Here is a 20,077-nt window from a genome sequence, read left to right on the forward strand (position 1 = left end):
GACGTAGCCTTAAAACCCCATTCGACGAACAGCGCTTGTCAAGCAGCGGCAAAACCGCTGCTTCAACCATGCAATTTGCGTTTGTCAATATACGAAACGTATACAGACCTTATGATGCTCGGCCATGGGAATCGTCAAAATTTCAGACCAGTTGCACGACCAGATTCGTGTCTCCAGCGCGGCCCTCGGCCGCTCCATCAATGCCCAGGCCGAGCACTGGCTGCGTGTAGGCCAGCTGGCCGAGCATCACCCCCAGCTCAATTACGAAGGCATCTGCGCCCTGCTGCTGCAGCAAGCCGAGCGTGAGCTGCAGCCTGCCAGCGCTCATGAAGCCGACACAGTCGTGCGCCGCCCCCGTCCGGTGCGCCTGGTAGGAGGCATGCAATGAAGCGCGGCAAACAGAAAGTCGTACCCATTCATGACGCCACCGACATCTACCTCTCGCGCAAGGCCGGCGGCCTGGCCGCCAAGGTGCTGGCCATGCTCACCCCTCATGTGCAGCCCGGCGTAAGCACAGAGGAACTGGACAAGATCTGCCACGACTACATCGTCAACGAGCTGAAATGCACGCCCACCAATGTGGGCTACTATGGTTTTCCCAAAACCGTGTGCACCTCGGTCAACCATGTGGTCTGCCACGGCATCCCCGATACCAAGCAGGTCCTCAAGGACGGCGACATCATCAATGTCGACGTCGCAGTAACCACGCCCGAAGGCTGGATCGGCGACACCAGCCGCATGTACTACGTGGGCCAGCCCAGCAATCTGGCCAAGCGCCTGGTCAACACCACCTATGAAGCGCTGGTGGCCGGCATCCGCTCCGTCAAGCCCGGGGCCACGCTGGGCGATGTGGGGCATGCCATCCAGACCGTGGCCCAACGCGAGCGCTTTTCCATCGTGCGCGAGTACTGCGGCCATGGCATCGGCAAGGTCTATCACGACGAGCCCCAGGTGCTGCACTACGGCACGCCCGGTCAGGGCCTGACGCTGCAGCCCGGCATGATCTTCACCATCGAGCCCATGCTCAACGCCGGCAAGGCCGCCACGCGCGAACTGGCGGACGGTTGGACCGTGATCACCAATGACAAGTCGCTCTCCGCCCAGTGGGAGCATATGGTGCTGGTGACGGAGACCGGATTTGAGGTGCTGACCCCCTGGCCCGAGGGTACAGGCGACTACCCTGCCATCTGATCAAGCGCGGCGAACCGTGCATATTGCCCTCGGCTATGTGCGCACAGGCGCTGGATTTTGGCAATAACGGCCAGAAGCGGTCCGGGGTCTTGAAACCAGCCTGGAAACAGCCCGGCCCCAGCCGCACTACAGTGCCCGGCATGACAAATTACCTGTATCTGGGTCTGGCCATCATCTGCGAGGTGATTGCCACCTCCTTCCTCGCCAGGTCGGAAGGCTTCTCCAGGCTCGGCCCTACCGCGGTTTCCCTGGTGGGCTATGCGATTTCTTTCTATCTGCTGTCGCTGACGCTGCGTACCGTGCCCACGGGCGTGGCCTATGCAATCTGGTCCGGCGTGGGCATCGTGCTGGTCTCGGCCGTTGCCTACTTCTGGCAGGGCCAGAAGCTCGATGCCCCCGCTCTGGCCGGCATGGCCATGATTGTGGGGGGCGTGCTGGTGATCAATCTGTTTTCAAAGACCGCCGGTCACTGATCGCCCTCGCCCCCGAAGTCCTCCACTGACTGCGTCAGATCCTGCAACCACTGCATGCTGGCGCGCAGCTCCTCGGGCCGGATCTCATGGGCGCCCGGATACTCGTGATAGCTCAGTTGCAAGGGCAAGGAGGCCAGGCGGTCACGCACGGCATGGGCGCTGGTCAGCGGAATCACATTGTCATAAGTGCCGTGGCTGACCCAGGCCGACTTGCCCTCAAATGCGGCAGCGGGCGCGTGCAGCGACGCGATCTCGGGCAATAGACGGCTGTGCCAGACCAGTGCGGCACGCAAGGTCTGGGGCTGGGTCAGCAACTGACTCAGACTCATGATGCCGCCCTGGCTGAAGCCCCCCAGCACCACCCGCTCGGGCGGAATGTCCAGCTGCTGCGCGGCCTGCTGCACCGTCTGCTGCAGCAAGATACGCGCCTGCTGCTCCTGCGGCACATTGATATGGCGCGTACCATCGGCATCCACAGTGAACTGAAACCAGGCATAAGCACCCATGCCCATGGCAAAGGGCGCACGCAGACTGAGCACATGAAATTGCGGCGGCACATAGGGCACCAGGCCGAACAGGTCCTGCTCATTGCTGCCCACGCCATGCATGAGCACCAGCAGCCAGGCAGGCCGGCCGGCGTCAAGCTGCGCGGGCCGCTCCAGATAAGTCAAAGGCAATGTGCTCATGGACAACTCCCGAAGGCAGCACGGAATTTGATGGGAAACAGGCTGTAGCGCTTTTGCATTCTGCGACTGCAGCTATCAAAACAATATAGCGCAGACCCGCAGCTGGCTGACCGATCCGTACTCGGCCCGACAGGGTGCGCGCATGCCTTTTGATACAGTTGACCGACCTGAGCGTGGCTTTGCCGCTACACAAGCTCAGTCATGCACCCGCCCGCGCAATGCCTTGATGCCAGAGCGCAGGCTTTTGCCCTGCAGGCGTCTTTGCTGCGAGCCCCAGGTCGGCTTGGTGGGCTTGCGCGGGCGTGGCGGCCTTGCAACCGTGGCTACCAACGCATTGAGGCGCTGCAGCCCATCCCACAGATTGTGTTCCTGAGTGCGGTATTTTTGCGCCTTGATGACCACCACTCCGTCAGTGGTGATGCGCGAATCGCCCAAAGCCAACAAGCGCTGCTGCACATCGACCGGCAGACGCGAGGCTCGAACGTCAAAGCGCAGATGCACAGCGCTGGCCACCTTGTTCACATTCTGGCCGCCCGGGCCTTGAGCGCGCACGGCGCTCCATTGCACATCGGCTTCGGTCAGCTCGAAGGCGGCCGCATTGCTCACGACAGAGCCTCCTGCAGCGCGGCGCAGAAGGTGGCCGGATCCTCGTGCTGTACCCAATGGCCGACGTTCCGCATCACCTGCCAGTCCAGCGCCCCCAGGCACTGACGCTGCATCAGCAGTTGCAGCTCGGCCAGGCAGCCCGCATACAGAGGGTCATGCTCGCCATAGATCGCCGCCACCGGCACCTTGATACGGGTCAGGGCCCGGGCCAGCACATCGGTGCGCGACAGCCGTCTGCGCGGCAGTCTGTCGCGAGCCACATTGAGCGCATGCAGTGCCAGCGTCTCTTCATCGATCAGCACCTCGTCATGCAGCATGAGGGCCGCGATATTGTGGCGATGGGCCTGCATCTGTGCCTCCAGCCCCGGCAGGTGGCGCCAGCCCAGCAGGCGCACGCTGCGTCCCTCGGTCATTCCCATGCCGGGAGCGCCGACCAACACCAGCCTCCGGGCCAGCTCCGGATGCTCGGCAGCCAGCAGGCCGGCGGTCATGCCGCCAAAGGAAAAGCCGACCAGATCGCAGACCGGACCCGTATCGGCATTGCCCAGCAACTGCCGAATGCCATAGGCCAGAGGCTCCAGCATAGTGTCCACATCCATGCCGCCAGGCACTCCATCGGATTCACCAAAACCCGGCAGATCGGCCAGCCACAGGCTGTAGCCCGCCTCGGTCAGCGGCTGAATCACACGCAACCAATGCGTCCAGCTGCCACTGCCGCCATGCAGCAGCACCAGGGGCAGACCGCGCTGCACCACCCCGGCCGGGGGCTGCCAGCCATGCCAGACCATCAAGCCGCTGTCGGCGGCTTCTCCAAGCCGGGTCTGCACGCGCTGCGCCGTGGCCTGCAGCCGGGCAATGGCTGCCGGCAGCTCGACCCCCAGTTCCTGCGAGACCTGCTCCAGCGAACAGGCTGCTTCAACCGCCGATGTCACCACTGCGCCACCGCATCGATAGCCAGACCGTAGCCTGCCACGCCGAAGCCGCACATCACGGCGCGCGCCGTGGCCGACAGATAGGAATGGTGGCGAAAGCTCTCACGCGCATGGACATTGCTGATGTGCAACTCCACCAGCGGCACGGCCGTGCCCTTGACGGCATCGAGAATTGCCACACTGGTATGGGTGTAGGCCGCTGCATTCATGATCAGCGCCTGCAACTCCCCCTTGGAGTGCAACCGGCCTGCCTCGTGAATCCAGTCCACCAGCTCGCCCTCATGGTTGCTCTGGCGGAACTCCAGCTTCAGGCCATGGCGTGCACAGGCCTCTTCGCAAAGCTGGCGCACATCGGCCAGCGTGGCCGATCCATAGATGGCGGGTTCGCGCATGCCCAGCAGATTGAGATTCGGGCCATTGAGGACATAGACGGTTTTCACGGAAGCACTCTCCTGATTTTTGAGGACTGCCCGGATTATGCGAGCGCTGCAACCGACCCGCAGGCATAAAAAACGGCTGCCTGGGCAGCCGTCTGTGGTGCAGAGTCTTTCAGGGCTCCGTCATCGATGTCATCAGCGATAGTGATGATGATGATGATGGCGATGACCACGCCAGCGCGGGCCGCCACCGTAATAGACCGGGCCGGGCACAACCATCACGGGTGCGGGACGATACACGGGAGGCTGCGGCGCATAGTAGACCGGTGCCGGAGGCGCATAGTAGACAGGGCGCGGCGGCATATAGACCGGGGCGGGCGCCATATAGGGTGTGGCGTAAACGGGAGCGCCGACGCCCACGGCCACGCCGGGCACGCCGATGCCGACCGACAGGCTGACGCCGCCATGCGCCTGGGCGCCTGCGGCAGCCATCAGGCCAGCAATAGCGATAGAGCCAGCGGCAAGCAGCCTGGCCATGCGGGGGGAAGTTGTTCTGGACATCACAATCTCTCCTCTGTTTATGTGTCACCGGGGCAAGCTTGCAAATCTGTGCTGCGCCTTCGGCCCTTGGGGATATAACGTTTCAGAGTCCCGTCAGGATGGCACGGTTCCTCCAAAACATTGTGTCCAAATGCACACGCGGCAAAGCTGCAGTGTCCGCAGATCGACATGAGGTCATGGCAGCCGGCCTAAAATGGTGCAATGAGCTCTGCTGACGCCTCCAAATCCAACAACACCGCCCCCGAAGCGGTCAAGCCCACAAACTTCCTGCGCCAGATCATCGAATCGGATCTGGACAAGGGCACTTATGCCGCCCGTCACTGGGGCGGCGCGCCCGGCGATGCCCAGCATCACCAGAGCGGCCAGGTAGACGAAGCCAAGATCCGCACCCGCTTTCCGCCAGAGCCCAACGGCTATCTGCACGTGGGTCATGCCAAGTCCATCTGCCTGAACTTCGGCCTGGCACGCGACTTCGGCGGCGTCTGCCATCTGCGCTTCGACGACACCAATCCAGAAAAGGAAGACCAGGAATATGTGGACGGCATCATCGATGCCGTGCGCTGGCTGGGCTTCGACTGGAAGGATGCCGACGGACACGAGAACCTCTACTTCGCCAGCAATTACTTCGACTTCATGTACCGCTGTGCGGTCTACCTGATCGAGCAAGGCCTGGCCTACGTGGACGAGCAATCGGCCGACGAGATGAAGGCCAACCGCGGCGACTTCACCCGTCCCGGCGTGAACAGCCCCTTCCGCGACCGCTCCGTGGCCGAAAACCTGCAGCGCTTTGCCGACATGAAGGACGGCAAGCTGGCCGATGGCGCCGCCGTGCTGCGCGCCAAGATCGACATGGCCGCGCCCAATATCAATCTGCGCGACCCTGCCATCTACCGCGTGCGCCACGCCGAGCATCACAACACTGGCAATCAGTGGTGCATCTACCCGATGTATACCTTTGCGCACCCTATCGAGGATGCCTACGAGCACATCACCCACTCCATCTGCACACTGGAGTTCGAGGATCAGCGCCCCTTCTACGACTGGCTGCTGAACCACCTGCGCGAAGGCGGTCTGATCGACGCCCCCCAGCCCCGCCAGTACGAGTTCTCGCGCCTGAACCTGACCTATGTGATCACCAGCAAGCGCAAGCTCAAGCATCTGGTGGACAACCAGTTCGTCACCGGCTGGGACGACCCGCGCATGCCCACCGTGGTCGGCCTGCGCCGCCGCGGCTACACGCCGGAGTCCATCCGCAACTTCTGCGAACGCATCGGCGTGACCAAGGACTACGCCTGGATTGACTACGGCACGCTGGACGGCTGCCTGCGTGAAGATCTGGAAAACAAGGCACACCGCGCCATGGTCGTGCTGGACCCAGTCAAGCTCGAACTCAGCAACTGGGCCGAAGTGTTTGGCAGCGCCGAACATCTGGAGGACTGCCACCTGCCCGCCCTGCCCCACGCGGCGGAAGGTGAAACCGTGCCAGAGCGCCGTTTCACCCTTGGCCGCGAAGTCTGGATCGAGCGCGAAGACTTTGCCGAAGTGCCGCCCAAGGGCTACAAGCGCCTGTTCCCCGGCAACAAGGTCCGCCTCAAGGGCGGCTATGTGATCGAATGCACGGGCGCCGAAAAGGACGCCGATGGCAATGTGACCAAGGTGCTGGCCACCGTGGTGCCCGACACCAAGAGCGGCACACCGGGCGCCGACAGCGTCAAGGTCAAGGCCGCCATCACCTGGGTGGGCGCGGCCGATGGCCTGCAGGCCGAAGTGCGCATGTACGACCGTCTGTTCACCGACCCGCAGCCCGATGCAGGCGGCAAGGATTTCCTGACCCTGCTGAACCCCGACAGCCTTAAGGTCGTCACCGCCTATGTGGAGCCTTCGCTCAAGGCTGCACAGGCTGACGACAAGTTCCAGTTCGAGCGTTTTGGCTACTTTGTGGCCGACCGCAAGGATCACCGGAGCGACAAGCCCGTGTTCAACAAGATCACGGGACTCAAGGACAGCTGGGGCAAGTAAACACTCCAGCCGGTTTCAACAAGGCTGCCAGGATTCACTGGCGGCCTTTTTTTATTGCGCAAACTGCCGCGGCATTTATCCCAAGAAAAGCTATTCGGTTCTCCGATCGGAAAATGGATAGCGCCCAATGCATTCCGGTTACATATTGAAATGAATACCGCCGGTATTGATTTTCAATACTCGATAAACATTTGCATAAAATGTTCTGAAATTCAGAGCATTTGATTATTTTCTTTCTAGAATCCTGCTCACCGCAACATTACCAATCCGCAATTCATTCGCGGATTTTTTATTTTCATCAAAGGTCAAGAATGAACAGAAAAGCAGGAGCAGGCATTGCAGCGGCCATCGCCGTGATCGTGGCAGGAACACTGGGCACCAGCTATTACATGGGCGGCAAACTGCAGCAAAGCTTTACCGAAGGCCTGGACAAGTGGAGCGAGCATGGCGTGAAGATTCAGGTCACCAGCTATGACCGCGGCGCTTTTTCCTCCACCGCCAAAACGGTATGGACCCTGGACAGCGGCGACGAGCCCGTCCAGTTCACCGCCGAGCACAAGATCAGCCACGGACCGCTCCCCCTTGGCCATGCCGCCGAGATTCACACCAGCTTCAATCTGCCCGAAGACGCGGACCCGGCGCTGAAGACCGCGCTCAACGGCCGCTCTCCGCTGGAAGTCGACACCAAGGTCGGCTGGGGCCGCAGCAGCTCCAACGTCATGACGTCGCCGGCCGTGAGCAGCAAGATCAAGGACAGCGAAATGAACTGGGGCGGCATGAAGATCGTCTGGGACATGCCCGCCGACATGAAGGCCGCCAAGGGCACGGGCAGCTTCGCCGGCCTGCAGTTCAAGGACGAGGAAGGCAGCGTGACGCTGGACAAGGCCGATATGCGCTTCGACATGAAACAGCCCCCGGGCCAGCAGTTCTGGACCGGCCCGTTTGCCATGACGATTGCCAAGATTGCCGCCACCAAGCAGGAAGAGGAAGGCAAAAGCTCTGCCAGCCACTTCGAAGGCATCACCATGGATTCGGACACCATCCTCAAAGGCGAGGTCGTGGAAATGACGCTCAAGACCGGCATCAAGACCGCCAAACTCGAAGACAAACAGGCTGACGACCTGCTGCTGGACATGGCCTTCAACAATGTCGATGCCAACTGGATCAACCAGGTCGTGGAAATGAGCAAGCGCAAGAACCCGCTGCTCGGCGAGGCCACTGACGACGAAGATGCCGAGGAGCAGGGCAGCGGCGATCTGCGCGAGAAAATGCTCAAGTCGCTGACACAGGCCCTGGCGCGCCAGCCCGTGATCGAGCTCAAACGCCTGTCCATGCGCACCCCCGACGGCGTGAGCGAGTTCGCGGCAGCCATTCAGTATCTGGGCGATGGCGAGAAGATGGGCACTCTGCTGCAGGATCTGAAGGTCAGCCTCAAGGCCGATATGCCCAAGCCCTTCATGGAAAACATGATGCTCTCGCGCAGACGTTCCAGCCTGCTGGCCGTGTTTGAAGACGAGAGCGAGTACAAACCCGAAGATATCGAGGAAGCCGCCAAAGCCCAGACTCAAGCCAGCCTAGACATGCTCAAGGAGCAAGGCATCTTTGAAGACAAGGACGGCAAGATGCGCACCGAGATCGTCTATGCCAAGGGCGAATTCCAGGTCAACGGCAAGCCGCTGGACGCCATGGGTACCAGCACACTCATGGGCACCATGACCGAATGATGTGACCCAGACCCGGGAGGCGTGTTGCTTCGCGGATAGCTCCAAGGCCTGCCTCGCGCAGGCCTTTTTCATGGGAAGAACGCCCCCCGAGTATGGAGATGCAGACGAGAAAGCACCGTCAGCAACTCCTGCCCGAAGTGTTCATTGTTTTCAGCCTTCAGCACTTACCCACACTGCGAAAGAAGCTATCAAAATTCACGATATCTCTCGGAGCATGGCCTGCAACCACACGCTTTATTTGCTTACAACACTCTGTCAACAACGGCTCAAAACTGGCGTTAAAACAACATCCGCCAAAGCACCGTGATTTGCACGGCGCGGCGCAAGGAGCGTCAGATGTCGCATTTCCCCAGGACCCGGCCCGAGCAGCCGGAACTGCAGCCAAAAACGGTCGCCCGCCTATGGCATCCAGGCATGATTGCCCTGGCCGCCGCCATGGCGCTGAGCGCCTGCAACGACAAGGATTCGCCGATCAAGGCGGACAGTGCGCCGCCAGCCTCGGTACCTTCCGCCACGCCCGATGCCGCCCAGCCTCAGCCCGCAGCCTATGTGCCACCCGGTGCTGACGCGCTCTACCGGATGGTGGCGCCGATTGCGCTTTACCCGGACAAGCTTGTGGCCCAGATCCTGGCCGGTGCCACCTATCCAGACCAGATCAGCGCCGCCGAAACCTGGCTGGGGCAGAACCCCGGACTGCACAAGACTGCGATGACCAATGCCGTCAACGCCCAGAACTGGGACCCTTCCGTCAAATCACTAACCCAGTTTCCCAATGTGCTGGAACAGATGGCCTCCAACCTGCCCTGGACCACGGCGCTGGGCAAAGCCTATTACAACGATCCCTCGGATGTGATGAACGCCATACAGGTCATGCGCAACCGTGCCTACAAGGCCGGCACGCTCAAGACCTCCAGCCAGCTCAAGGTCAACCTGGCGTCCACGCCTGCCGCCGTGGCCTATACGCCAGGAGCCGTGGTCACACCGCTGCCCGACCCGGTCATAGAGCCGCCGGAGCAGTTCATTGAAATCAGCCCCACCCAAGTGGATACGGTCTACGTTCCTCAGTACGACCCGGCTGCAGTCTACGGTCAGCCGCTGCCCGTATATGGCGGCTACCGCTATGTGGAGGTGCCGCCTCCAGCTCCCGTGGCAGGCGTGCCCGTGATTGCCGGCCTGCTGGGCTTTGGCACCGCCATCGTGCTGGCCGGGTCCATGGACAGACATCCGTCCTGGGGCTGGAATGCCTGGAATATGCACTGGGGCGATCCCGAAAGGCCCTGGCGTCACGGCGAGCGCCCCCCGCCCCCGCAAGCCCGTCCGGCCGTGGTCTACAACAACACCACCTATATATCGCAGTCGCGAACCGTGGTGCAGAACATCCATCGCACGGACAACACCTATATCAACAGCATCCATGAAAATGCCGCAGGCGAGCGCCGCGAGCCGGCCGGGCCGCCCCAGGCGGCAGGCGTCCTTGCTGGGCCGGGGACGATGGCTGTGGGCGCTGCCGTCGGTGCCGCCGCCATGACAGCCGGTGGCCATGGCCTGAACCAGCGCCAGCCAGCACAGAGCCCCCTGGCTACACAGCTACAGGGCAGGCCGGGCCTTGCCCAGGGACCCAACCATGCTCCAGGCGGGCCGCGCGCATCCAATGGCAATGCTTTGATGCCGCCGCAAGACCCCCATGATCGCCATCCACCTCAGGCGCCGCAGATGCAGGCTGCCATGGTGGAGAAAGCCATGCAGCAACGCCCACAGGAGCCAACCCAGCGCCAGCAAGCAATGCAGCAGCAAACTCCTGTGCAGGTGCAACAGCAGCACACCCTGGAGCAGGCCCAGCGTCAGCAGCCAATGCAGCAAGTCCGCGAGCAGCAGCAGCAGCAGCAGCAGCAGCATCAGCGCCAGCGACAAGCCCAGATGCAGCAGCAACAGCAGCGCGCCCAGGAGCAAGCTCAACACCAACAGCAAATGCAACAAGCCCGTGATCAGCAAGAGCATCGGCAACAGGCACAGCTGCGGCAGATGCAACAGCAGCACGCCCAGGAGCAAGCTCAGCGCCAGCAACAAATGCAGCAAGCCCGTGATCAGCAAGAGCATCGGCAGCAGGCACAGCTGCAGCAGATGCAACAGCAGCACGCCCTGGAGCAGGCCCAGCGCCAGCAGCAAATGCATCAAGCCCGAGAGCAGCAGGAGCTCCAGCAGCAACAAATGCAACAGCAGCGCGCCCAGGAGCAAGCTCAGCGCCAGCAACAAATGCAGCAGCAACAGGCTCGTGAACAACAACAGCGCCAGCAGCAGGCCCAGATGCAGCAACAACGGGCACAGGAACAGGCCCAACGCCAGCAGCAGGCACAAATGCAGGCTCAACAGCACCAGGCCGAGCAACAGGCTCGCATGCAAGCGACGCGGTCTGAGGGCCGCTCGCGCGGGGATCGCGAGCACCGCTGAAACGCCATTCGCCTTCGTACCATGCCGCCTGCCATGCAGGCGGCTTGTCAGTGCGCAGCCTGCATGACGGTATAAACAAGCTCATAGAAGCTCATTCGTTTTTGCGCCACTCATTGCAGCAGCCTTCATGTACAACCCAAGCCATTTCAAGACTGATGATCCAGCCTCCCTGCATGACTTGATCCAAGCCCATCCCCTGGGTTGCCTGGTCACCCATTCCGACTCGGGGCTGGACGCCAATCACCTGCCTTTCGAGCTGTTGCAGGACGAGGACGGCGTTTTGCGCCTTATCGCCCACGTGGCTCGCGCCAACCCTGTGTGGCAGCAGATCCGGGACGACAGCTCCGTGCTGGTGATCTTCCGTGCCGAGCAGGCCTATATCTCCCCCAACTGGTATCCCAGCAAGCACGAGAACCATGAGCAGGTCCCGACCTGGAACTACCGTGTGGTCCATGCGCACGGCCGCATCGGTGTGCGCGATGATGAAAAGTTCGTGCGCGGCGTGGTGGGCCGGCTCACCCGCCGCCATGAGGCTCGGAACAATGCCCAGGCCCCGTGGAAAATGAGCGATGCTCCGCCCGACTATCTGCAGCGCATGCTCGGCGCCATCGTGGGCCTGGAAATTACCGTCGACCGCCTGGAAGCCAAGTTCAAGCTGAGCCAGAACAAGCAGCAGCGTGACCGGCTCGGTGCAGTGCAGGCCCTGGAGCAACTGGGACAGCTGGATCTGGCCCGGAGCATGCGCCTGCCCTGATCGCCGCTGCCGACCTGCAAGTCATAGACATGCGTAAAGCTCCCATCCCTGTATCGCCTTTAGCTCCGCTATCGATAGCAATACAGCACAATGCCTGCACAACCCGATAAGCACCATGCCAGCCGAAAAAATTTCCAACCCTTCTCTCCCTCCCGAGCGCCGTCGCCTGCTGCAATGGATGGCGCAATCGGCGCTGTTTGCCGCAGCACCAGCCTGGGCTGCGCGCAGCGCCAACTCGGACAGCGCGCTCTGGCCGCAGGACAGCAGGGTTCCCGGCGGCGTCGCACGCCTGTCGCTGGGCCCTGCTTCCGCACGTCCCCTGGTCACGGCAGCGGAGGCCGAGGTTCTGGTGGTGGGTGACATGATCGAATGGACCGCACTCGTGGGCATACCGCTTGCCACCACACCGGGTGAGCAAAGCGTTGGCGTGAAGGCCGACGGCCGTTTGCGCACCATGAGCTATACGGTGCGCGACAAACAGTATGTGGAGCAACGCCTCAAGGTCTCACCCAAGACGGTGGACCTGTCTGCCGAAGACAATGCCCGCTACGAACGCGAGGCCGCCCACCTGAAGACCGTGATGGCCACCTTCACAGAGCCGCTGCCTTCCGGCAGCCTGCACATGCGCGTGCCGGTGCCGGGTCGCCGCTCCAGCAGTTTCGGCCTGCGCCGTGTCTTCAACGGCCAGTCGCGCAATCCGCACAGCGGCATGGACATCGCCGCCCCTACGGGCACGCCGGTGCGTGCACCGCTACCCGGCAAGGTGATCGATGTGGGCGACTATTTCTTCAACGGCGGCACGGTCTGGCTGGACCATGGCGGCGGCCTGCTCACCATGTACTGCCACCTGAGCCAGGTGGACTGCAAGCCGGGCGACCAGTTGCAGACAGGCGATTCCTTTTGCAAGGTCGGAGCCACAGGCCGCGTGACCGGTCCCCACCTGCACTGGAGCGTGATGCTGAACCGCGCCATGGTGGACCCGGCGCTGTTCATCTGAACGGATCTCGCAGACGAAAAAGCGGCTCAGCGAGCCGCTTTTTAGTTCTTGCTACCAGATCAGAATCACAAGCGCCCGACCTACCAAACGCTGCAGATCGGTTTGCTCGAAACTATGGTGCATCCCGATCCTGCTTCAGATAGTTCTCCACCAACTCAAAGAAACTGTCGTAGAAGCTGCGTTTGGAAATGGTCTCGCTGCCCACCTTGACCAGCGAATCGTTGCTGGAGGAAAACGGCAGAGACAGCGAACCCAGAGCGCTCACCCCCACGCTGGCCGAGGTTGCACTCTTCTTTAGCGAATAGCGATCCTGCAACGCTGTCGCAAAACCCAGACTGACCAGGCCATCACTGGTCTGCGGCACGCAGACCACACGGAAATTGATTTCCAGATTGGTCTCCGTATTGGGCTGGAAGTTCTTGCGCCCTTCTATCAGCTCCTGCGTCCTGGCCGTTGCGATATAACCCTGGCTCAACAAGGCGCGACGTGCGGCCTCGCAAGTCTGTGCCGGTGTCGCATCAAAGCCGCGGGAAAACGTGGAACTGGAGTCAAAAGTCTCCTGTACCGGCATATGCTGAGGTGCGGTTGCCGAGCATGCCCCCAGCAAACCTGCCAATATGCCCACAGAACCCAGCCGCCCCCAATTCAGCCCAAACAAAGCAACACCACCTAAGCGCACAGAAACTCCTTGATGCCTGGGCCGTAGTTTCTTCATAGCCCGAACCTTTGAAGCGTAGCAGCTTGGCAAAGACTAATTTGACGAAGCGCTGTCTAGTCGTACGGATTTTTTCGATCTTTACAGGGGCTTCACGCCCGGGCGGCACATCTGATTTCTCCGCCCTTCCGCGTGCAGCATTTGTTGACACTCTGAGGTTGTCGAAGCGCAAAACAACCGCAACGTTGGGTTAAGGTCAGATAAAACCCGCAGGGAACTGATATGGTCAACAGAGACTCTGTTTCTGCTGACACGGTTTGCCGTATTCCTCTATTCGACCTTAAGGAAACCCTATGAAATTTCGCTGGACCTGGTGCCTTCCCCTTGTTGCTTCCATGACGCTTGCCGCCTGCGGTACGACAAGCGGCGGCGGTGCAAGCAAGCCCGGCCCTACAGGCTCCGCAGGCGATGCCGCGTCGCTGACCGCCTACCACTGGAAACTGCAGCAGGCCTACACACCGGCTGGCAATGAGGACCAGAGTTGGTTTCTGGGCTCCAGCCAGGCACCTATCGAGCTGGACTTCGTGGATCAGCGCGTCGTCGTCAAGAATCTGTGCAACGTCATCTCGTCGGCTTACACCGTTGAGGGCCAGCGCATCAATCTGCAGCGCGGCATGAGCACCCTGCGTGCCTGCAATGACAACCAGCTGATGATGCTGGAGCAGAAGGTAGCGCGCATTCTGCCTACGGCCAAGCAATGGAATGTGCAGCTCGGCGGCTCCTCCACTGAACAGCCTCGCCTGACGCTGCAATTCATTGATGGCACGCGCTGGCAGCTCAACGGCAAGCCCACTGCCCAGACCCAATACGGCAGCGCGCCCGAACGCATATTTCTCGAGGTCGGTCCCGAGCGCAAGGCCTGTAGTGCAGGTGCAGGCCGCCATCAGTGTCTGCAGGTACGCGAGATCCGCTACGGCGACAACGGCGTCAAGACCTATACCGGCCAGTGGGAGAACTTCTACAGCGAGATTGAAGGCTACAAGCACGAAACCGGTGTGAGCAATGTGCTGCGCATCAACCGCTTCAAGCGCCAGAATGTACCCGCCGATGCTTCAAGCTATGTCTATGTGCTGGACATGGTGGTGTCCTCGGCCATCGCCGACAAGCGCAAGTAAGCCGGCGCTCAGGCATTGAAAAAGCCGGCCCTGGTGCCGGCTTTTCTATTTTCATGCGTACATTCAACGCCGATGTTTCACGCACCACGTTTCATCAAACATGGTTCGTTGCCAAAGGACGATTTTCTTTTGGCAATAACTACTTAGGGAATGTTTTCTGAACGCAGTAGTTCGGAAAACAGGATTACAGGTTATGCCCAGCGTCTGTGGAGCCGCCTGTGGACAAGCCTCGGAAAAGCAGAGCGAGGCCGCACAGGCATTGACTTCGGGCCCTGCGATCAAAAAATACGCAGGGATGATTGAGCCTGCAATGTTTCACGGAGAAAAAAGCCGACACCTTTCGGATGCCGGCAAGAGAGGAAAGTCACTGACCTCACACACAAATCATTGAGCTGGCTCCTGCCCCGGCTCCATGCCCCGGGCAATAGCCGACAGATTCAACGCAGACGGAAACGACCTTCCACAAACATGGAGGAACGATGGCCGCTTTCGCACTGGTTGTCAGCGTAGGACCAGAAAGCCTGCACCGTGCCCTTGGCCGAATCTATGACCTGGCTGACCGTGAAGCCGGTTTTCTCGATCCAGTTCAAAAAATGCAGGTGGTCGCTCAGTTGCAGATAGCTGAGGTTCTCGCAGCCCTCGGAAATATGCCCTTGCGAGTCCACCACGCGCCAGCGCATCTGACCGCTGGCGGTGTAGCGGACTTGGGCCTGGCTGTCCGGGAATTCAATGACTGCTTCGCGGCCCAGAAGAGTTCCTGCGTATTGCATCGAAAGCATGGACATGATGTGACTCCTTGAGAGAAAGCTTCGCTATTCATAACGCCAAACCATTTGTGTGAAGCTATGATGAATCGCCGCCGTTTCTTTGCGTGTGGGAAAGTGACTCATGCCTTCGTCGGTAAACATTTTTTGACAAACAAGGCTTCTCTCCTGCATGGCATGAAGGTTAATCCGCAGCCTGCTTGCCGGATATGAACCGCAGCAGAAGTGAATGCTCAGAACGGCCATAGGCACTGCAGAAAACAAGGCGATCGCGCATACTCGGCCCTCTGACATTTCAGGTCGCCAAGGCAGGACGTCGGCCCAGGCCAACTCCCGCCTCCTCAGCCGCACTCACGGATCTCACCTTGTCCACCCCCGTCACCTCTACAGCGCCTCAGGCCTCCTCCATCCCGCCATTGCGCGATCCCGCTTTTGTCAATTTCGTGCTGGCACGCATGCTTGCCATGTTTGCCCAGCAGATGCAGGCAGTGGTGGTGGCCTGGCAGGTGTACGACATCACCCGCGAGCCTCTGTCTCTGGCCTATGTCGGGCTGGCGCAGTTCCTGCCCATGGCGGGTCTGCTGATTCCCGCTGGCGATCTCAGCGACCGCATGAGCCGCAAGCGCCTGCTTGGCATCAGCTGGCTGGTGGCCGCAGTCTGCTCGGGCCTGCTCTGGCTGCTAGCCGAGAGCGGCGCGCACAATGTGCACTGGATTTATGCAGTGCTGGTGCTGTTTGGCTGCAGTCGCGCCTTCAGCGGTCCGGCGCTGCAAAGCCTGTTGCCGCAGATCGTTGCCCGCGAGCAACTGGCCCAGGCACTGGCCACCAACAGCATGCTGATGCGTATCTCGGCGATTGCCGCTCCCGTGCTGGGCGGCCTGCTGTACGCGCTCGGCGGCGGCGTGCTGACCTATGCGGTCTGCGGCGTCGCTCTGCTTCTGGGAGCCGGCCTGCTGAGCCAGGTCCCCGTACATTTTGCCGGCCCCAGGATCCTCACTGACGTGCAAACCACCATGTGGCAACGCTTTGCCGAAGGTCTGCATTTCATGCGTACCCGCCCCATCATCCTTGGCACCATCTCGCTCGATCTGTTTGCTGTGCTGCTGGGTGGCGTTGTGGCCCTGCTGCCCGTTTATGCGCACGAGGTGCTTCAGGTAGGTCCGCAAGGCCTGGGCCTGCTGCGCTCCTCCATGGCTGCGGGAGAGGTCTGCATGGGCCTGTGGCTGGCATCGCGCCCCATCAACCGCCGCGTGGGCAAGGTGATGTTTGCCGCCGTAGCAGTGTTCGGACTGGCCAATCTGGTGTTTGCGCTCTCGCACTGGTTTGTACTGTCCATGCTGGCACTGGCCGTGGCCGGTGCGGCCGATATGGTCAGCGTCTATATTCGCGGCGCATTGGTGCAGTTTTCCACGCCCGACCATATGCGCGGCCGCGTGAATGCGGTGAACATGCTGTTCATCGGCTCCTCCAACGAGCTGGGCGAGTTCCGCGCAGGCAGCAGCGCGTCCTGGTTCGGCGCAGTTCCCGCCGCCATTCTGGGCAGCCTGTGCACGCTGGGCGTGGTGGGTGGTTGGATGGCACTGTTCAAGCCCCTGCGCGATGTGGACAGGCTCGAAGATGCGGCGCGCGTAAGCGGCCTCGAGCCCCCGCAAGCACTTGAAGATCAATAGCTGCCAATCATCGGGCAATTGACGCTACAACCCGTTTCGACACAAAAAAGCCTCGCAGACCCTGCGAGGCTTTTTGCTGATCGCGGCGGCTGATTTACAGCAGCTCGGCACGCAGTTGTTCGGCGCTCTTGGGCGACAGCAGGCCAGGGGCCACGTCAAATACCGTCTTGCAGCCATGTTGACCAGCCTGGGCCAGGCGATGCACGGCGCGTGCATAAGCCACAAGCACGCTGGAAGTGAACTCGGGGTTGCTGTCCAGCTGCAGCCGGTATTCGATGACCTGCTTGTTTTCGGCACTGGTATTGCCGCTGCGGATCACAAAGCCGCCATGGGGCATGGCAGAGTGATCGCGAGCCAGCTCTTCGGCACTGATGAAGTGGACCGTGGTGTCGTACTGGTCGAAGTAGTGAGGCATTTCCACAATGGTCTTGCGCACGGCTTCGGCGTCGGCGCCATCCTTGAGCACCACATGGCATTCACGCTGGTGCTTCTCGCGGGTGGACAGCTCGGGGCGCACGCCGGAGCGCACCTTGTTGACCGCCTCTTCCACAGGGATGGTGTACTGCACGCCGCCGGCCACGCCTTCCACGCGGCGGATGGCGTCGGAATGGCCCTGACTCAGGCCCTTGCCCCAGAAGGTGTAGGTAGCGCCGTCAGGCAGCAGGGCTTCACCCAGCACGCGGTTGATGGAGAACATGCCGGGGTCCCAGCCGGCCGAGATCAGGGCCGTGCATTGACCCCCCTGAGCGGCCTTGTCCACGTTGGCAAAGTGTTCGGGGATGCGGGCATGGGTGTCAAAGCTGTCGACCAGATTGAAATGAGCCGCCAGCTCGGGCGCCTGCCTGGGCAAATCGTCCTTGGAGCCGCCGCAGAGAATCAGCACATCGACCTGACCTTTGTGCGACAGCAAAACATCCATGGAATGCACAGGCGTATCTGCATTCAGGGGCTGGAGCTGGGAAGGGTCGCGACGGGTGTAAATCCCCTTGAGCTGCATATCGGGGTTCTTGGCGACAGCAGCTTCCACGCCGCGGCCCAGATTGCCGTAACCGACGATAGCAACGCGGATAGGGGATGAGGTCGATGCCATGACGAGCTATTCCTTCAAACAAAACAAAACTTCAATTATTGCCCTGTGATGCACCAACTTGGGGCTGGAACTGCAGCAATCTCAGTCCGATGTGTGTGAACGCCCACGCCATGAATGCCGCAAGCCATCGCCGATCAGCAGGCCCACGGCGGCAAAGATCAGCGCATAGCTCAGTTGCTGCTGCGGCTCCATGCTCTCACCCAGCAGCCAGGCCACCACGACCAGCAAGGCCGGTTCCACATAGGACAGCAGACCGAACAGGCCCAGCGGCAGCCAGCGACTGGCAATCATGTACAGCGCCAGCGCCACGGCGCTGACGATGCCCAGCAAGGGCAGCAGGCCCCATAACGTCGGATGACCCGCGACCAGCGGCCAACTGTCTGGCGTGCGCAGCGTGAAGGCAATGGCCACCGGAACCAGCAGCGCCATGTCTATCCAGTGACCGGCCAGGGTATCGGTCTGCAGCCAGCGGCGCAGTGAGAAATACACCGTATAGCCCAGCGCCACCACCCAGGTCTCCCAGGACATGCCGCCGGCCTGCCAGAACTCATGCGCCACGCCCGCAGCCGCCAGGAGCGTAGCCAGGCTCTGACCCAGCGTCAGACGCTCGGCAAACAGCACACGCCCGGCCACGACCATCACCAGCGGCAGCAGAAAATAGCCCAGCGACACTGGCAACGCACGCCCGTTCATGGGTGCCCACATGAAAATCCATAGCTGCACGCCCAGCAGCGCCGAGCTCAGCACCAGCAGCATTCCAAACCGGGGCTGGGCCAGCGCTCTTGCCAGCAAGTCGCGTACCGCCGCCACCTCCTTGAGAGCGAACAGCAGGGCAGTGGTAAAGGGCAACGTCACCAGCACGCGCCAGCCAAAGATCTGCTCGCCATCGAGCGGGGCAAGAAAAGGCGAGAGGTAGTACAGCGAGGCGAACAGCACGGACGCCAGGACCGAAACCACCACACCCTTGAACATCACAGACACAAGATCAAGCCTCCAAATGGCGGCCAGCATTGATCCGTCAAGCGCTGGCAGCTACTTCAAAAAATGAGCCGACGTCAAGCGGCCCGCACCGATTCTCGGCCACGAAGCGGCCTGTCGGCAGGCAGACCCTGGTCAGCAAAGCTTTGCACTGTGCGCTAGAGTGCGGCTCGCCCTCTTCTGTCTGCCTTCCACATGCCCGATACCGCCCTGCCCGACGGCTCTGCCAATCCGCCTTTGCACATACTCTGGCAGGACGAGCATATGGTCGTGGTCTACAAACCCGCCGGCTGGCTGGTGCATCGCACGGGCCTGGATGCGCACGAGACCCGCTTTGTCATGCAGACGCTGCGCGACCAGCTGGGCCATCATGTCTGGCCCGTGCACCGGCTGGACAAGGGCACCTGCGGCGTGCTGCTCATGGCACTGCACAAGCAAGCGGCCCAGGCTCTGGCTGCCAGCTTTGCAGCCCATGAAACCCGCAAGGAATATCGGGCCCTGGTGCGCGGCTGGCTGCCCGAAACGTTGGAAGTCGATCATCCCCTCAAGCCCGACGATGCACCCGAGGATGCCCCGGTGCAGGACGCGCACACGCACTTGCGCTGTCTGGCGCGCCTGTCCTGGCCCGAAAGCTATGACGGCCGACACCCCGAAACCCGCATCAGCCTGGTCGAAGCCCTGCCGACCACGGGCCGCAGACACCAGATACGCCGCCATCTCAAGCATGTGGCCCACCCCATCATCGGCGACGCCACCCATGGCAAGGGGCCGCTGAATCGCTGGTGGGCCGAACGCCTGGGTCAACAGCGGCTATGGCTTCATGCCAGGGCACTGGAGATTGCCCACCCCGTGAGCGGGCAGCTCATGCGCTTCGAGGCCGACTGGTCCAGCCTGACTCAGCTGCAGGAAGCGCGGGACTGGCGAAAGCTGCTGGCGCTGCCGGGCTGGCAACCCATAGCATAAGAAACAGCTGTCAG

Annotated in this window: 20 protein-coding genes; 11 read left to right on the forward strand and 9 right to left on the reverse strand. The window is 61.4% G+C overall.

The window, feature by feature from the left end; genetic code table 11:
* Positions 1-124: 124 nt before the first annotated feature.
* The 3 genes from AAIL66_RS16965 (at position 125) to AAIL66_RS16975 (ending at position 1,664) form a co-directional block, all read left to right on the forward strand.
* Positions 125-388 carry a ParD-like family protein gene (locus AAIL66_RS16965; RefSeq protein WP_003063854.1) on the forward strand — a complete coding sequence of 88 codons (264 nt, stop codon included), beginning with the start codon at positions 125-127 and terminating at the stop codon, positions 386-388.
* Positions 385-1,191 (forward strand): type I methionyl aminopeptidase, encoded by an 807-nt coding sequence (gene map / locus AAIL66_RS16970; RefSeq protein WP_034359380.1) that lies wholly within the window; start codon positions 385-387, stop codon positions 1,189-1,191. Before AAIL66_RS16965 ends, map begins: the two co-directional genes overlap by 4 nt.
* A 140-nt stretch (positions 1,192-1,331) precedes the next feature.
* A complete protein-coding gene (locus AAIL66_RS16975; RefSeq protein WP_034359382.1) occupies positions 1,332-1,664 on the forward strand; it encodes an SMR family transporter in 333 nt (110 codons plus the stop codon).
* Here AAIL66_RS16975 and AAIL66_RS16980 read toward each other — a convergent pair.
* The 5 genes from AAIL66_RS16980 to AAIL66_RS17000 all read right to left on the reverse strand — a co-directional run bounded on the left by AAIL66_RS16980 (position 1,658) and on the right by AAIL66_RS17000 (position 4,802).
* Positions 1,658-2,350, reverse strand: a complete 693-nt coding sequence (locus AAIL66_RS16980; RefSeq protein WP_034378397.1) for a dienelactone hydrolase family protein — start codon at positions 2,348-2,350, stop codon at positions 1,658-1,660. The genes AAIL66_RS16975 and AAIL66_RS16980 overlap by 7 nt on opposite strands.
* A gap of 195 nt (positions 2,351-2,545) precedes the next feature.
* On the reverse strand, positions 2,546-2,956 hold the full coding sequence (gene arfB, locus AAIL66_RS16985) for an alternative ribosome rescue aminoacyl-tRNA hydrolase ArfB (protein ID WP_003063861.1): 411 nt from the start codon (positions 2,954-2,956) through the stop codon (positions 2,546-2,548).
* Positions 2,953-3,891, reverse strand: a complete 939-nt coding sequence (locus AAIL66_RS16990) for an alpha/beta hydrolase (protein ID WP_034359390.1) — start codon at positions 3,889-3,891, stop codon at positions 2,953-2,955. Before AAIL66_RS16990 ends, arfB begins: the two co-directional genes overlap by 4 nt.
* Positions 3,885-4,328 carry a type II 3-dehydroquinate dehydratase gene (gene aroQ / locus AAIL66_RS16995; protein WP_034359392.1) on the reverse strand — a complete coding sequence of 148 codons (444 nt, stop codon included), beginning with the start codon at positions 4,326-4,328 and terminating at the stop codon, positions 3,885-3,887. The genes AAIL66_RS16990 and aroQ overlap by 7 nt, the downstream gene beginning before the upstream one ends.
* A gap of 132 nt (positions 4,329-4,460) precedes the next feature.
* A complete protein-coding gene (locus AAIL66_RS17000; RefSeq protein ID WP_343497304.1) occupies positions 4,461-4,802 on the reverse strand; it encodes a hypothetical protein in 342 nt (113 codons plus the stop codon).
* Positions 4,803-5,027: 225 nt separating this feature from the next.
* Between AAIL66_RS17000 and AAIL66_RS17005 the strand changes: the two genes are divergently transcribed.
* The 5 genes from AAIL66_RS17005 (at position 5,028) to AAIL66_RS17025 (ending at position 12,768) form a co-directional block, all read left to right on the forward strand.
* A complete protein-coding gene (locus AAIL66_RS17005) occupies positions 5,028-6,845 on the forward strand; it encodes a glutamine--tRNA ligase/YqeY domain fusion protein (RefSeq protein WP_343497283.1) in 1,818 nt (605 codons plus the stop codon).
* Positions 6,846-7,156: 311 nt separating this feature from the next.
* Positions 7,157-8,569 carry a YdgA family protein gene (locus AAIL66_RS17010; RefSeq protein WP_343497284.1) on the forward strand — a complete coding sequence of 471 codons (1,413 nt, stop codon included), beginning with the start codon at positions 7,157-7,159 and terminating at the stop codon, positions 8,567-8,569.
* 336 nt (positions 8,570-8,905) lie between these two features.
* Positions 8,906-11,017 (forward strand): DUF3300 domain-containing protein, encoded by a 2,112-nt coding sequence (locus AAIL66_RS17015; protein ID WP_343497285.1) that lies wholly within the window; start codon positions 8,906-8,908, stop codon positions 11,015-11,017.
* Positions 11,018-11,144: 127 nt separating this feature from the next.
* Positions 11,145-11,771, forward strand: coding sequence for an FMN-binding negative transcriptional regulator (locus AAIL66_RS17020; RefSeq protein WP_034391889.1), 627 nt, complete (start codon positions 11,145-11,147; stop codon positions 11,769-11,771).
* A gap of 115 nt (positions 11,772-11,886) precedes the next feature.
* Complete coding sequence (locus AAIL66_RS17025) at positions 11,887-12,768, forward strand: M23 family metallopeptidase (RefSeq protein ID WP_034391891.1); 882 nt, start codon at positions 11,887-11,889, stop codon at positions 12,766-12,768.
* 112 nt (positions 12,769-12,880) lie between these two features.
* On the opposite strand, the gene AAIL66_RS17030 is transcribed toward AAIL66_RS17025, so the two are convergent.
* On the reverse strand, positions 12,881-13,339 hold the full coding sequence (locus AAIL66_RS17030) for a DUF2242 domain-containing protein (RefSeq protein ID WP_224648528.1): 459 nt from the start codon (positions 13,337-13,339) through the stop codon (positions 12,881-12,883).
* A gap of 437 nt (positions 13,340-13,776) precedes the next feature.
* Here AAIL66_RS17030 and AAIL66_RS17035 point away from each other — a divergent pair, with 437 nt between their 5' ends.
* Positions 13,777-14,598: an META and DUF4377 domain-containing protein gene (locus AAIL66_RS17035; protein ID WP_034391894.1), complete on the forward strand. Its 822-nt coding sequence runs from the start codon at positions 13,777-13,779 to the stop codon at positions 14,596-14,598.
* 437 nt (positions 14,599-15,035) lie between these two features.
* Here the strand turns inward: AAIL66_RS17035 and AAIL66_RS17040 are convergent, their stop codons facing one another.
* Positions 15,036-15,383, reverse strand: coding sequence for a hypothetical protein (locus AAIL66_RS17040; protein WP_003053278.1), 348 nt, complete (start codon positions 15,381-15,383; stop codon positions 15,036-15,038).
* A gap of 344 nt (positions 15,384-15,727) precedes the next feature.
* On the opposite strand from AAIL66_RS17040, the gene AAIL66_RS17045 reads away from it, so the two are divergent.
* Positions 15,728-17,032 (forward strand): MFS transporter, encoded by a 1,305-nt coding sequence (locus AAIL66_RS17045; protein WP_034391897.1) that lies wholly within the window; start codon positions 15,728-15,730, stop codon positions 17,030-17,032.
* A 94-nt stretch (positions 17,033-17,126) separates the two neighbouring features.
* On the opposite strand, the gene AAIL66_RS17050 is transcribed toward AAIL66_RS17045, so the two are convergent.
* Both AAIL66_RS17050 and rarD read right to left on the reverse strand, forming a co-directional pair.
* Positions 17,127-18,122: a diaminopimelate dehydrogenase gene (locus tag AAIL66_RS17050; protein ID WP_034378409.1), complete on the reverse strand. Its 996-nt coding sequence runs from the start codon at positions 18,120-18,122 to the stop codon at positions 17,127-17,129.
* 81 nt (positions 18,123-18,203) lie between these two features.
* A complete protein-coding gene (gene rarD / locus AAIL66_RS17055; protein WP_034359486.1) occupies positions 18,204-19,094 on the reverse strand; it encodes an EamA family transporter RarD in 891 nt (296 codons plus the stop codon).
* Between the two features lie 201 nt (positions 19,095-19,295).
* On the opposite strand from rarD, the gene AAIL66_RS17060 reads away from it, so the two are divergent.
* Complete coding sequence (locus tag AAIL66_RS17060) at positions 19,296-20,063, forward strand: pseudouridine synthase (RefSeq protein WP_343497286.1); 768 nt, start codon at positions 19,296-19,298, stop codon at positions 20,061-20,063.
* Positions 20,064-20,077: the final 14 nt, after the last annotated feature.

The organism is Comamonas sp. F1-6, from assembly GCF_039581415.1.
Taxonomy (GTDB): Bacteria; Pseudomonadota; Gammaproteobacteria; order Burkholderiales; family Burkholderiaceae_C; genus Comamonas; species Comamonas thiooxydans.